Origin of the sequence: Pseudaminobacter salicylatoxidans (assembly GCF_003148475.1) — a bacterium.
GTDB classification, from domain to species: domain Bacteria; phylum Pseudomonadota; class Alphaproteobacteria; order Rhizobiales; family Rhizobiaceae; genus Pseudaminobacter; species Pseudaminobacter salicylatoxidans.
The window spans coordinates 416171-429494 of sequence record NZ_QGGG01000002.1 but is presented as its reverse complement, the minus strand read 5'-3'; the positions used below and the strand labels follow the sequence as shown (position 1 = coordinate 429494).

10 protein-coding genes are annotated in these 13324 nt (G+C 63.2%); 6 read left to right on the top strand and 4 right to left on the bottom strand.

Translation table 11 applies throughout. The features are described 5' to 3' along the window. Positions 1-22: 22 nt before the first annotated feature. From C7441_RS04685 to gltX, 5 genes are all read left to right on the top strand, one after another. Positions 23-736, top strand: coding sequence for a DNA-3-methyladenine glycosylase I (locus C7441_RS04685; RefSeq protein WP_109611938.1), 714 nt, complete (start codon positions 23-25; stop codon positions 734-736). 54 nt (positions 737-790) lie between these two features. Next, positions 791-2476 carry an NAD+ synthase gene (locus tag C7441_RS04680; RefSeq protein ID WP_425326558.1) on the top strand — a complete coding sequence of 562 codons (1686 nt, stop codon included), beginning with the start codon at positions 791-793 and terminating at the stop codon, positions 2474-2476. Positions 2477-2503: 27 nt separating this feature from the next. Further along, on the top strand, positions 2504-2917 hold the full coding sequence (locus C7441_RS04675; RefSeq protein WP_019173149.1) for a GNAT family N-acetyltransferase: 414 nt from the start codon (positions 2504-2506) through the stop codon (positions 2915-2917). A gap of 476 nt (positions 2918-3393) precedes the next feature. Further along, a complete protein-coding gene (locus C7441_RS04670; protein WP_109611874.1) occupies positions 3394-5196 on the top strand; it encodes an ABC transporter ATP-binding protein in 1803 nt (600 codons plus the stop codon). Between the two features lie 80 nt (positions 5197-5276). Further along, positions 5277-6650, top strand: coding sequence for a glutamate--tRNA ligase (gene gltX, locus C7441_RS04665; RefSeq protein ID WP_109611873.1), 1374 nt, complete (start codon positions 5277-5279; stop codon positions 6648-6650). On the opposite strand, the gene C7441_RS04660 is transcribed toward gltX, so the two are convergent. From C7441_RS04660 to C7441_RS04650, 3 genes are all read right to left on the bottom strand, one after another. After that, a complete protein-coding gene (locus tag C7441_RS04660; protein ID WP_109611872.1) occupies positions 6568-7380 on the bottom strand; it encodes a hypothetical protein in 813 nt (270 codons plus the stop codon). The two genes, gltX and C7441_RS04660, sit on opposite strands and share 83 nt — an antisense overlap. A gap of 119 nt (positions 7381-7499) precedes the next feature. Next, positions 7500-9827 (bottom strand): NADP-dependent malic enzyme, encoded by a 2328-nt coding sequence (locus C7441_RS04655; RefSeq protein ID WP_109611871.1) that lies wholly within the window; start codon positions 9825-9827, stop codon positions 7500-7502. A 167-nt stretch (positions 9828-9994) separates the two neighbouring features. Next, positions 9995-10774, bottom strand: a complete 780-nt coding sequence (locus C7441_RS04650) for an SDR family oxidoreductase (protein WP_109611870.1) — start codon at positions 10772-10774, stop codon at positions 9995-9997. A gap of 346 nt (positions 10775-11120) precedes the next feature. Between C7441_RS04650 and C7441_RS04645 the strand changes: the two genes are divergently transcribed. After that, a complete protein-coding gene (locus C7441_RS04645; RefSeq protein WP_109611936.1) occupies positions 11121-12338 on the top strand; it encodes an MFS transporter in 1218 nt (405 codons plus the stop codon). Here C7441_RS04645 and dgcA read toward each other — a convergent pair. Then, positions 12309-13292 (bottom strand): N-acetyl-D-Glu racemase DgcA, encoded by a 984-nt coding sequence (dgcA, locus tag C7441_RS04640; protein ID WP_109611869.1) that lies wholly within the window; start codon positions 13290-13292, stop codon positions 12309-12311. The genes C7441_RS04645 and dgcA overlap by 30 nt on opposite strands. Positions 13293-13324 lie beyond the last annotated feature (32 nt).

The following is a 13324-nucleotide window of genomic DNA, read 5'->3' as shown; positions in this document are numbered from 1 at the left end:
CGTCGTTTCGACGGAGGAGGCAATGCTCGATTTCGAGAAAATCCGTGCCAGGGCCGCCACGCGCAAGGGCGGCACGGACGTGCTCGCCAGCCTGCTGGGGCCGGCTCCCGACAATGCCGCGGTGGCAAAGATCTCCGATGACCGCATTCTGTCCACCATGGCCGAGCGCGTCTTCGCCGCGGGCTTCGTATGGCGGGTGATCGAGCAGAAGTGGCCGGGTTTCGAGGAGGCTTTTCTCAACTTCGAGCCCAAGCGGCTTCTCTTCCAGCCAGACGACTTCTGGCACGAACTGGCTTCCGACAAGCGCATCGTGCGCAATCCGCAGAAAATCCGTTCGGTGCGGGACAACGCGGCCTTCGTCGAGCGCCTGTCGAAGGAGCATGGCGGTTTCGGCAGGTTTTTGGCCGAATGGCCGGCCGACGACCAGGTCGGTTTGATGGCTTATCTTGCCAGGCACGGCAGCCGGCTGGGCGGCAATACCGGGCAGTATTTCCTGCGCTGGCTGGAGTGGGACACGTTCATCGTCTCGCAGGACATGGGCGCGGCGCTGCGCGACGCGGGGCTGGAGATTTCCGAGAACCCGACCTCGAAGCGCGACCTGCAGCGTATCCAGGATCAGGTGAATGCCTGGGCCGCGCAGACCGGCCTGCCGCGCAAGCACATTTCGCGCATTCTGGCGATGTCGATCGGCGAGAACCATGCGCCGGAGGCGATCCGCGAATATATGGGCGAGTAGTGGCGCAATCGAACGGCATTGCCGGTTGCGTGCTGCCGCGCTACACCGCTTGCCATGATCACGAAGCCTGTTGCCCGCGATACTCTGCGCATTGCCGTAGCCCAGCTTAACCCGACTGTCGGCGACATAGCCGGCAATCTCGCCAAGGCGCGGGAGGCGAGGGCGGATGCGGCCCGGCAGGGGGCGGACATCGTCCTTTTCACCGAGCTTTTCATCGCCGGCTATCCGCCGGAGGACCTGGTGCTGAAGCCGGCATTCGTGGCCGCCTGCGAGCGCGCGGTGCAGGAATTCGCGGCCGAAACGGCTGACGGCGGACCGGGCGTCATCATTGGCACGCCGCTCACGCGCAACAGCGGCACGCACAATTCGGTCATCATCGCCGATGGGGGCAATATCATCGCCGAGCGCTACAAGCTCGACCTGCCGAACTATGGCGAGTTCGATGAAAAGCGCGTGTTCCAGTCCGGCCCCGACATGCCGGGACCGATCAATTATCGTGGCGTCAGGCTGGGCGTTCCGATCTGCGAGGACATCTGGGGTGATCTCGGCGTCTGCGAGACGCTGGCCGAATCGGGTGCGGAAATTCTGCTGGTGCCGAACGGCTCGCCCTATTATCGCGGCAAGGTCGATGTGCGGCATCAGGTGGTCATCAAGCAGGTCATCGAGACCGGCCTGCCGCTGATCTATGCCAACCAGCTCGGTGGGCAGGACGAGCTTGTGTTTGACGGCGCTTCCTTCGCCATTTCGGCCGAAAAGACGCTGGCTTTCCAGATGAGCCAGTTCGAGGAAGCCGTCGCCGTCACCACATGGAGACGGGGCGACGATGGCTGGGAGTGCGTCGACGGCCCGATGTCGAAAATTCCCGAGCGGGAAGAGGCCGACTATCGCGCCTGCATGCTGGGGCTACGTGACTACGTGAACAAGAACGGCTTCAGGAATGTCGTGCTCGGCATGTCGGGGGGGGTCGATTCGGCCATTTGCGCGGCGCTGGCCGTCGATGCGCTCGGCGAGGAGCGGGTGCATGCGGTGATGATGCCTTACCGCTACACGTCCGGTGAATCGCTGAAGGACGCCGAGGATTGCGCCCGCGCGCTGGGGTGCCGCTATGACATCGTGCCGATCCATGAACCCGTCGAAGGATTCATGCACGCGCTGACGCAGATTTTCGAGGGCACGCAGGAAGGCATCACCGAAGAGAACCTTCAAAGCCGTGCGCGCGGCACGATCCTTATGGCGATCTCCAACAAATTCGGCTCGATGGTCGTCACCACCGGCAACAAGTCGGAAATGTCGGTGGGCTACGCCACGCTTTATGGCGACATGAATGGCGGCTTCAATCCGATCAAGGACCTCTACAAGATGCAGGTCTATGCGCTGGCCCGCTGGCGCAATGGCACGGTGCCGCCGGGCGCGTTGGGGCCTTCCGGTGAGGTGATCGCGCAAAACATCATCGACAAGGCGCCCTCGGCGGAACTGCGCGAGAACCAGACCGACCAGGATTCACTGCCGCCCTATCCGGCGCTGGACGACATTCTGGAATGTCTGGTCGAGAACGAGATGGGCGTGGACGATATCGTCAAGCGCGGCCATGACCGCGATCTGGTGCACCGGGTCGAGCATCTGCTCTACATTGCCGAATACAAGCGCCGGCAGGCCGCGCCGGGCGTGAAGATCACCAAAAAGAACTTTGGACGCGATCGTCGCTATCCGATCACGAACAGATTCAGGGATCGCAACTAGTTTTCCAAAGGTCGCCGGGAGGCTGCCATGGCGGATTATGAAATCAGCTTCGATCGCGCGCGGATCGATTTCCGCGCCACTTCCGATATTCTGAAGGCGGCCTATTGGGGCAGGCACCGCACCGATGCGGGCCACGAGCAGGCCTTCGACAATTCGCTGTGCGCCGCCGCCTATCTGGACGGACGACAGGTCGCCTTCGCGCGCGCCGTTACCGACCGGACCTATTTCGGCTATCTGTGCGACATCATCGTCTGGCCGGAGCATCGCGGGCAAGGGCTGGGGCGTAGGCTGGTCAAGGCCTTCATTGAGCATCCCGAGCTTGGCGGCATCCTGCACTGGGGTCTTTCCACGTCGGATGCGCACGGCGTCTATGAGAAGCTCGGCTTCGTCCGCGGCATGGACGGGCAGTATATGCGCCTGTCGCGCACGCCGGCGGCATAGAGCATTTTGCGGTCGGACGGAAACGTCCGACGTTGCACGAATGCGGCCAGGGAAACAAAGCGGGAGCAGCGGAGGCGCGTTCGTCAGAACGCCCTCTGCTCTAGCCGGTTTGTTGCAGATATGCTGCACTGCTTGAGCCAGTGCGGTTTTTCCTGGTTGTACGCTTGGCGAACAAATTCGATTCGCCTATAAGCACTTTCCCGCGTTTCCCTTTTGGGAGGTCCGAATGACAGGATTTGACATCGTTATGCGAGGTTCCGAAGCCTAGCTTCCGGGCGTTCAGCCAATCGACACAGATGTCGGTGGCGCGCGTTTCGGTTCAGGCTTCCTTCAACCTCGGTCTCCGCCCGGATGCGTTCCGGCCGGTGGTCATTTCATTCGCACCAACATCGAATTCGGGCGAATATCGCCCTTCGCGGTGTTTCCAATAGCTGATTTTTTCGAGGTCGGGCGGTTTGTTGCGCCCGAATAATATCATGGCTCGTTTTCGTATTGATTGGCGTGGCAACGCCTTCCGCAGCGTGCTGGGCTTCACGGCCCACCACTGGCGGCTCCAGCCCGTCCGCATCACCGTCATCATGGTGGCGGTGTTGCTTTCGACGCTGGCGGATGTTCTGACGCCGCTCTATTCGGGCCGGCTGGTGGATGCCGTGGCAAGCGGCGCTGCCAGCGATGCCGTGGCGTGGAATGCCGCCTTGTCGGCGTTCTTCATGCTGCTGGCGCTGGCACTGGGCGCAATCGTGATGCGCTATTTCACCTTCATGGGAGTGGTGAAGCTCACGCTCAGGATGATGTCGGACATTGCGGGGGATGCGTTCTTCCGCATCCAGCGTTTCTCGACGGACTGGCACGCCAACTCCTTCGCCGGCTCAACCGTGCGCAAGGTGACGCGCGGTATGTGGGCGCTTGACCTCCTGAACGACACGATCCTGATCGCGCTTCTGCCGTCGCTGGTCATGCTGGTGGGCTCGACGCTGCTTCTGGGCTGGTACTGGCCGATGATGGGGCTGATCATCGCGATCGGCTCGCTCGTCTACATTGCGGTCACGGTCGCGCTGTCGCTAGGCTATGTCGCGCCGGCGGCCAGCCTTGCGAACCGGTGGGACACGAAGCTTGGCGGCGCGTTGGCGGATGCGGTGAGTTGCAACTCCGTGGTCAAGGCGTTCGGCGCCGAGCATCGCGAAGATGGCCGCCTGGCCAGGGTGCTGGGCAAGTGGCAGCACCGCACCGACCGCACCTGGTCACGCGGGACGATCAACGGCACGGTGCAGGGAGCGACATTGCTCGTGCTGCGCGCAGCGGTGATCGGCTTTGCGCTGCTTTTGTGGGCGCGCGGGCAGGCGAGTGCGGGTGACATCGCCTTCGTACTGACCTCGTTCTTCGTCCTGCAGGGTTATCTGCGTGACGTGGGCATGCATGTGCGCAACCTGCAACGCTCGGTCAACGATATGGAGGAACTGGTCGATATTCATGGCCAGCCGCTCGGCATCGAGGACAAGCCCTATGCTGAGCCGATCCTGATCACCGACGGCAGGATCGAGTTCGACAAGGTGACGTTCCACTATGGTAACCACCATTCGCCGCTCTATCGCGACTTCTCGGTCACGATCAAAGCCGGTGAGCGGGTGGGACTGGTCGGCCATTCGGGTTCGGGCAAGACGACTTTCGTCAAGCTCATCCAGCGGCTTTACGATGTCAGCGGCGGGCGCATCCTCATCGACGGGCAGGACATCGCCCAGATGGAGCAGGCCTCGCTGCGCGCGCAGATCGCCATCGTGCAGCAGGAGCCGATCCTGTTCCATCGCTCGCTGGCCGAGAACATCGCCTATGCCCGGCCGGGCGCCACGCAGGCGGAAATCGAGCGGGCGGCGCAGCTTGCCAGCGCGCACGATTTCATCACCCGTTTGCCCAAGGGCTACGGCACGCTGGTGGGCGAGCGCGGCGTGAAACTGTCGGGCGGCGAGCGCCAGCGCGTGGCGATCGCGCGCGCCTTCCTGGCCGATGCGCCGATCCTGATCCTCGATGAGGCGACCTCGAGCCTCGATTCGGAATCGGAAGTGCTGATTCAGCAGGCGATGGAGAGGTTGATGGTGGGTCGCACCACGCTGGTCATCGCGCACCGGCTTTCGACGGTGCGGGCGCTGGACCGGTTGCTCGTGTTCGACCGGGGCCGCATCGTGGAGGAGGGCGACCACGCCGCGCTGATCCGCCTGACGGACGGCATCTACCGCCGTCTTTTCGAGCGGCAGGCTCTGGAACTGACCAAGGGCCTCGTATGATCTGTGCGGGCCGTGCCTTTGCGCGGCCCGCACGCCTTGCTTGCCTTGCCAAGGCCATATGCATCCATTAACCCGTGCGCATGACCGTTACCGTTCGCTTCGCCCCTTCGCCCACCGGCCGCATCCATATCGGCAATGCGCGCACCGCGCTGTTCAACTGGCTGTTTGCCATGAAGAATGGCGGCCGCTTCGTGCAACGCTTCGACGACACCGATCTGGCGCGCTCGAAGCAGGAATATGCCGATGCGATCCTCTATGACCTGCACTGGCTGGGCATCTTCCCGGACGCGACCGAATATCAATCGCGCCGCTTTGAGGTCTATGATGCAGCGGTGGAGAAGCTGAAGGCCGCGGGCCTGCTCTATGCCTGCTACGAGACGGCCGAAGAGCTGGAATTGCGCCGCAAGATCCGCTTGTCGCGAAAGCTGCCGCCGGTCTATGGCCGCGAGGCGCTGAAGCTGACGGACGAAGAGAAGGCGGCATTCGAAGCGGAGGGCCGCCGGCCGCATTGGCGTTTCCTGCTGCCCAATTTCAAGGACGACCCGTTCGAAACGGAGCGCACGGAAGTTCATTGGAATGACATCGTGCGCGGCAACGAGACCGTAGACCTTGCTTCGCTGTCCGATCCGGTTCTGGTGCGCGAGGACGGCACCTATCTCTACACGCTGCCTTCGGTGGTGGACGACATCGAGATGGGGATCACCCATATCATCCGCGGCGACGATCACGTTACGAATACCGGCGTGCAGATTGCGCTGTTCAAGGCTCTGGGCGCCGAGCCGCCGGCATTCGGTCATCACAACATGCTGACGACCGGCGACGGCGAGGGGCTTTCCAAGCGCACCGGCGCGCTTTCGATCTCGGGCCTGCGCGAATCCGGCATCGAGCCGATGTCGGTCGCGTCATTGGCGGTGCTGATCGGCACCTCTGAAAGCGTTGCCGCCGTGCCGGCCATGTCGGAACTCGCAGCCCGCTTCGATCCCACGACGACGTCGAAATCAGCGTCCAAGTTCGACCCCGACGAATTGCTGGTGCTGAACCGCACGCTGCTGCACAACATGCCGTTCAGCGAGGCGCAGGACCGCTTGTCCGCGCTCGGCATTTCAGGCGAAAAAGCCGAGCCGTTCTGGCTGGCGGTGCGGGGCAATCTCGATCGGCTGTCGGATGCGGCAGGCTGGTGGCGGGTCGTGCGGCAGGGGCCGGAGCAGCCGGCCGAGCTTTCAGGCGAGGATGCCGACTTCGTGGGTCAGGCTCTTGACCTGCTGCCTGAGGAGCCGTGGGACGGGACGACCTGGAAATCCTGGACGCAAGCCGTGAAGGAAGCGACCGGCCGCAAGGGCAAGCCGCTGTTCATGCCGCTGCGCCTGGCGCTTACTGGGCTCTCTTCCGGCCCGGAGCTCGCAGATCTATTGCCTCTTCTGGGTCGGGAAGGAACGTTGGCCCGACGACCCTGACGCGGCGGTTCGGGTCCAGATCATGTTCGGGCAACTGCTCGGAAGCATTGGCTTGCGTGGCGCTTTCCGATTTGACAGGCGCCGCGACGGTTTCCGGCCGGACAATGGATGAGGATTTGGTAGGGTCCGCTTCCATGAGCGGCGCTTCCGGCGCGGGCGGATTGCCGGCGATCGTCTCCAGGCTCTGCGCTGGCGTGTCCGCCATCGTTTTCGAAACCGCTGCGGTGTCCTGCTCGACGTCGGCGGTCGTGATGTCTTCGGTCGATTGGACGGCGGGGATGCTGTCATCGGCCGCATTCAACTGCTGCTGTGCTGGTTCACGGCAGCCATTGGCAGCGAGTTCCGCAAGAATCTGATCGGGCGAGGCGGCACGCCGCGCGGTAACAAGCCCGTCGCGCTTGCGTTGCAGCACGCCGAGATTGCGCTCCATATTGGCAAGATTGGCATTGAGCCGCCCGCAATCCTCGATGCCGCGATTGACATCGGCCAGACCGCAACCCGCAATCTGGGAGCGATTGCGCACACGCACGATCTGCTCGCGCTGCTTTGCAATGGCGGCGTCGTATTTCGCGGTATTGCGAGGCAAGGGTTTGCTGGCGGATGCCAGACGCGCTTCAAGCTGGTTGCAAAGCTGCGTGCCCGCGAAGGCGGATGGCGCAGCCACGCCTGCCGCCGATGCCAGCGCGAAAATTGCAATTGCGCGCACGAACCCGCCCGATTCGGCCGTCATGTATAACCCCGAGCTTCTGTTGCCTTCGCAGGCCGGACGGTGTCGTCCAGCCTTACCCTCGATCTAGCAGCGGCGGGTTAACCGCCGCTTTACACTTCGCAACAGCCTGTGGAAGCCGGTCAGGCCGGCTTGGTAAGGGTTGCCTGTGCCCTCTGCCCGGCCTCGACGACCGCGAGGGCGGTCATGTTGACCACGCCGCGCGAGGTGACGGATGGCGTGAGGATATGCGCGGGCTGCGCCGTGCCGAGCAGGATCGGCCCTACATGCAGCGCATCGGTCATCTGCTTGACCGTGTTGAGCGTGATATTGGCCGCGTCGAGATTGGGGAAGACCAGCAGGTTGGCTTCGCCCTTCAGCGTGGAATGCGGATAGACGCGCTGGCGCAGATGTTCCGACAGTGCCGAATCCGCGTGCATTTCGCCGTCGCTTTGCAGGTCGGGCGCGATCCTCTTCAGGATGTCGGCTGCCTCCCGCATCTTTATGGCGCTCGTTGCGTCACGCGAACCGAAGTTGGAATAGGACAGCAGCGCGGCCTTGGGCTCGATGCCGAACCGGCGGATTTCCTCGGCCGCGAGGATCGTCATTTCGGCGATTTCCTCCGCGCTCGGATCGAGCGTCACATAGGTGTCGGTGTAGAAGGTGACGCCACGGCTGGAAATCAGCATGGAAAGTGCGGAGAAATCCCGGTCGCGTACCCCCTCGCGCGTGCCGATGATGAGCGATACGTTGCGCAAATGGCGGGCAAAGCGCCCCTCGAGGCCGCAGATCATGGCGTCGGCTTCGTCGCGGCGCATCGCAAGGCCGGCGATCACCGTGCTGTCGGTGCGCACCATGGTGCGTGCGGCTTCCTGCGTGATGCCGCGCCGGCCGCCAAGTTCGATCAGCAGTTCGACATAGTCGCGATAGCGCGGGTCGTCTTCCGGGTTGATGAGTTCGAAATCCTTGCCGGGACGGATGCGCAGGCCGTAGCGGCGCAGGCGAACGTCCACCACGCTCGGGCGACCGATCAGGATCGGCTGGGCGATGCCTTCTTCCAGCACCACCTGCGCGGCGCGCAGCACGCGCTCGTCCTCGCCATCGGCATAGATGACGCGCTTGGCGCCCGATGCCTTGGCCGCGGAGAAGACCGGTTTCATGACGAGGCCGGAGCGGAAGACGAAGCGGTTGAGCCGATCCAGATAGGCCGGAAAATCCTCGATCGGCCGCGTGGCGACGCCGCTGTCGCATGCGGCCTTGGCCACCGCTGGCGCAATTCGCAGGATCAGGCGCGGGTCGAAAGGCGAGGGGATCAGGAAGTCCGGCCCGAAGGTCGGCGTCTCGCCCGAATAGGCTTTTGCCGCCACGTCCGAGGGCTCCTCGCGCGCAAGTGCGGCGATGGCGCGCACGGCGGCCAGCTTCATTTCCTCATTTATGGCGCTGGCGCCGCAATCCAGCGCGCCACGGAAGATGTAGGGGAAGCACAGGACGTTGTTGACCTGGTTGGGGAAATCCGAACGGCCGGTGCAGATCATGGCGTCGGGGCGGGCTGCGCGCGCCACCTCCGGCATGATTTCCGGCACCGGGTTTGCCAGCGCCAGGATCAGAGGTTTTTCCGCCATGAGCTTGAGCAGTTCCGGCTTCAGCACCCCTGCCGCCGACAGGCCGAGGAAGACATCGGTACCCTCGATGACATCCTCCAGCGTGCGCGCGTTGGTGTCCTTGACGTAAGGGTCCTTCCAGCGGTCCATTTCCTCGGTGCGGCCCTTGTGGGCGACGCCGTAGCGGTCGGTGACCCAGATGTTCTCCACACTGGCGCCCAGCGAGACAAGCAGGTTGAGGCAGGCAAGGGCTGCCGCGCCCGCGCCGGAGGTGACGATCTTGACCTCCTCGATGTTCTTGTCGGCCAACGCCAGCCCATTGAGGATCGCCGCGGCAACGATGATGGCGGTGCCGTGCTGGTCGTCATGGAAGACGGGAATGTTCATCCTTTGCTTGAGGCGGTCTTCCACCTCGAAACATTCGGGGGCCTTGATGTCTTCAAGGTTGATGCCGCCGAAGGTGGGCTCAAGGGCCGAGATGGTTTCCACCATCTGGTCGACTTCGGGCGCGTCGATCTCTATGTCGAAGACGTCGATGCCAGCAAATTTCTTGAACAGGACGGCCTTGCCTTCCATCACCGGCTTGGAGGCCAGCGGGCCGATATCGCCCAGGCCCAGAACCGCCGTGCCGTTGGAAATCACGCCCACCAGATTTGCGCGGGCCGTATAGTCGGCCGCCGTCGCCGGTTCCTCCTGAATGGCAAGGCAGGGAGCGGCGACGCCGGGGGAATAGGCCAGTGCGAGATCGCGCTGATTGCCCAGCGGCTTGGTCGCCTGGATTTCCAGTTTTCCCGCTACCGGATATTTGTGGAAGAACAGCGCCGCCTCGTTGAGATCGGAGCGCGCAGCATTGTCTTTTTCGGTGTCCATATCAGCCGCTTAACCCGCCATTTTTGGTCGTTCACAAACGTGTTTTAACACGCGATCCCGCCATTTCGAGATCGTTATGCGATCGAAAGGCGGGTGAGCGATAAAGAATCGTGATTCCAATTGCTTGGCCTCACTATCTCTTCAATTGAGTCAGATGTGTGATCGCCTCAGAAGGCGCTCACATAAAGTCCGCCGTCGACCGGGATGTTCTGGCCCGTCAGATAGCCGGCGTGAACCGAGCACAGGAAGGCACAGATCTGACCGAATTCCTCCGGTGTTCCGAGCCGCCTGGCCGGGATGTCCACCGACAGCTTGGCCTTGCGCGCGGCTTCTTCTTCCGGCGTCTCCTTGCCCCTCACGCCCTGCGTGGTGCGCAGGCGGTCCGTATCCAGCTTGCCCGGCAGCAGGTTGTTGATGGTGACGTTGCGGTCGGCCACCGTGCGCGCCACGCCGGCCAGGAAGGACGTCAACCCGGCGCGTGCGCCAGACGAGACATCGAGGCCCGGAATGGGGACATATACCGACAGCGAGGTGATGTTGACGATGCGGCCGAAGCCGCGCTCGGCCATGCCGCCTATCACCGCCTGAACGAGTTCGATCGGCGTGATCATGTTGTTGGTGACACCGTCGAGAATCTTCTCGCGGTCGAGTTCGGCAAGGCGGCGCGGCGGCGGTCCGCCATTGTTGTTGACCAGAATGTCGGGCGCGGGTGCTGCCGCCAGCAACTCCTTTTGCACGGCCGGATCGGCCACATTGCCCACCACTTCGATGACCTTGACGCCGAACCGCTCGCGCAGCTCGCGCGCTGTCTCGGCCAGCTTTTGCGCGTCGCGGCCGTTGACCACCAGATCGCAACCCGCCTCGGCCAGCGCCATCGCGCAGCCCTTGCCCAGCCCGCGGCTGGATGCGCACACAATTGCAGTCTTGCCTCGAATGCCGAGATCCATGGTCTGTTCCTCCGGAAATGAAAGCCCGCAGCCTGGTTCGCGTGGACGATCAGGGTTTGGGTGGCCGAGTCGGATTTAGGTCCTGAACGGGAGAAAAGTGCAAGGCAATGTCGAGCATTTTCGACGCATTCAGAGCCAATCCTGCCCTTCATAAGCCCATGAGCGCGATTTCCAGGGCGCTGGCTGAAAACTGGCCCGATGTCCGCGCGGCTGTGGCCCGATGCGAATGGCCGGCGAGGGGGATGCTGCCTGGCATGCGCCATTCTCCGAATGCGCGGCCCATGTTAAGCAGTTCGACGTCACGGCCGGAGCTTCACATCGAGTCGTGCGCCGGACCCATGCTTCCATGCCGCCCTTGCAGACGCTTTCGCCCGAGCAACTTGTCAAGCCGAGACAGTTCGAACTGCGCATTTCGCTCATTTTCCTGACGATCTTCGTGTCTCTGGGTATCCATCTGCCGTATTTTCCGCTGTGGCTGGAAGCGAAGGGGTTCGCGGCGGAAGAGATCGCCATCATACTTTCGGCGCCGATGTTCCTGCGCGTCGTCACCACGCCCTTCATCACGGCCATGGCCGACCGCGCGAAGGACCGGTCGAACATTCTGGTGCTGATGATCGCGACCGCGCTGCTGCTTTCCCTCGGCTATTTCCTGCAGCCGACCTACACGGTGGTTCTGGGCGTTTCGCTGGTTTTGGCCGTGTTCTGGACACCGCAGACGCCGCTGACCGATTCGCTGGCGCTGTCGGGCGTACGCCGCTTCGGCTCGGTCTACGCCAGGATGCGCATCTGGGGGTCGATCTCGTTTCTGGTGGCGAACTTCATCGGCGGCGCAATCATTGCCGCATATGGCGCGACCACCGTGCCGACGATGATTTCCGTGGGGCTGGCGGTCGCCCTGGTTCTTTCCTTTTTCGCGCCGCGCCTGGGACAACCGCGCAAGGCTTCGCCGCTTTCCGCGACCGACATACAGGAAGCCGCACCAAAACTGCTCAACGCCTATTTCCTGTTCTTCGTCATCGGTGCGGGCATCATCATTGCAAGCCACGGCTTTCTTTACGGCTTCGTCTCCATCTACTGGAAGTCCATCGAGCTGAGCGAAACGCTGGTCGGTCTTCTGTGGGCGTGGGCGGTGGTGGCGGAAGTGGGGATGTTCATGATCTTCACCCGCGTCTTCAGCCATATCCGCACGTCCACCCTGTTGGTCATGGCCGGGGTGGCGGCAATGGCCCGATGGCTGCTCTATCCGCTGATATGGCCGGCCGGTCTGGGCGTTATCGGCTTCTTTGCGGTGCAGACCCTTCACGCCTTTTCCACCGGACTCATTCTGATCGGCTTGCAGAAGATGATCGGCGAGACGGTGGTGGAGGAACGCATGGGCGCAGCCCAGGGCATCGCCTATTTTGCGAACGGCTTTGCGATGGCGGCGGTGACGCTGTTTTCCGGCGCGCTCTACGACCGCCTCGGCGTTGACGGCTTCTTCGTCATGGCCGGGGTGGCAGCCATCGGTCTTGGCTTCATACTGCTTGCGGCGAGATCAGCCCCAAAGCGCCGGCTGGGGCGGTGACACGAGCGAGCCTTCGTAGACGAGACCCGGCGAGCGGTCGCGCGCCAGCAGAAGCGGCCCATCAAGGTCCACGAATTCGGCGTCCTGCGCCAGAAGCACGGCCGGCGCCATCGCCAGCGATGTGCCGACCATGCAGCCGACCATGATCGAGAAGCCCAGTTGCTGCGCCCTGTCGTGCAGCAGCAGGGCGGCAGTCAGGCCGCCGCTCTTGTCCAGCTTGATGTTGACGGCGTCGTAAAGGCCGAGAAGCGAATCGAGATCATCCGCAACATGGACGCTCTCGTCCGCGCAGATCGGCACCGCATGGCGGATGCTGGCCAGGATCGCGTCCTTGCCGGCCGGCAGCGGCTGCTCGATCAGCGCCACGCCGAGTTCGGCGGCGATCGCCATGTTTTCCTCGACATTGTCCTCGGTCCAACCCTCATTGGCATCGAGGATCAACCGGCTTCCGGGCGCGGCGGCGGTCACGGCGCGAATGCGGGCGACGTCGTTGTCGCCACCGATCTTGACCTTGAGCAGCGGGCGGCCGGCATTGTCGCGCGCCTGCGCCGCCATGGCTTCTGGCGTACCGAGTGAAAGCGTATAGGCCGTTTCCAGCGGCCTGGGCGGCATGGTGGAAACATGGTGCCATGCCGGTGTTCCCGACATTTTGGCTTCCAGGTCCCACAGGGCGCAGTCCACCGCATTGCGCGCGGCCCCGGCGGGCATCGCTTGCAGCAGGGATTTGCGGTCGATGCCGGAGGCGATTCTGGGGGCGATGGCTTCGATGGCGGCTTGCACGGCTTCCATCGTTTCGCCGTAGCGCTTGTAAGGCACGCATTCGCCGCGACCGCTGACGGTGCCATCGGTGATGGTGCAGGTGATGACCTCCGCCTCGGTTTTGGAGCCCCGCGAGATCGTAAAGGTTCCGGCTATCGGAAAACGTTCTGCACTGACCGAAAGGACACGCGGCATGTTTTTCTTCCTTTGCGTTTCAAAGCATCCGC

What these genes read in the sequence shown, in the direction of transcription:
- C7441_RS04660 (WP_109611872.1), bottom strand. Translation starts at nt 7,380, where the DNA reads ATGACGGCCGAATCGGGCGGGTTCGTGCGCGCAATTGCAATTTTCGCG.
- C7441_RS04680 (WP_425326558.1), top strand. Translation starts at nt 791, where the DNA reads ATGATCACGAAGCCTGTTGCCCGCGATACTCTGCGCATTGCCGTAGCC.
- C7441_RS04650 (WP_109611870.1), bottom strand. Translation starts at nt 10,774, where the DNA reads ATGGATCTCGGCATTCGAGGCAAGACTGCAATTGTGTGCGCATCCAGC.
- C7441_RS04675 (WP_019173149.1), top strand. Translation starts at nt 2,504, where the DNA reads ATGGCGGATTATGAAATCAGCTTCGATCGCGCGCGGATCGATTTCCGC.
- dgcA (WP_109611869.1), bottom strand. Translation starts at nt 13,292, where the DNA reads ATGCCGCGTGTCCTTTCGGTCAGTGCAGAACGTTTTCCGATAGCCGGA.
- gltX (WP_109611873.1), top strand. Translation starts at nt 5,277, where the DNA reads ATGACCGTTACCGTTCGCTTCGCCCCTTCGCCCACCGGCCGCATCCAT.
- C7441_RS04670 (WP_109611874.1), top strand. Translation starts at nt 3,394, where the DNA reads ATGGCTCGTTTTCGTATTGATTGGCGTGGCAACGCCTTCCGCAGCGTG.
- C7441_RS04655 (WP_109611871.1), bottom strand. Translation starts at nt 9,827, where the DNA reads ATGGACACCGAAAAAGACAATGCTGCGCGCTCCGATCTCAACGAGGCG.
- C7441_RS04685 (WP_109611938.1), top strand. Translation starts at nt 23, where the DNA reads ATGCTCGATTTCGAGAAAATCCGTGCCAGGGCCGCCACGCGCAAGGGC.
- C7441_RS04645 (WP_109611936.1), top strand. Translation starts at nt 11,121, where the DNA reads ATGCCGCCCTTGCAGACGCTTTCGCCCGAGCAACTTGTCAAGCCGAGA.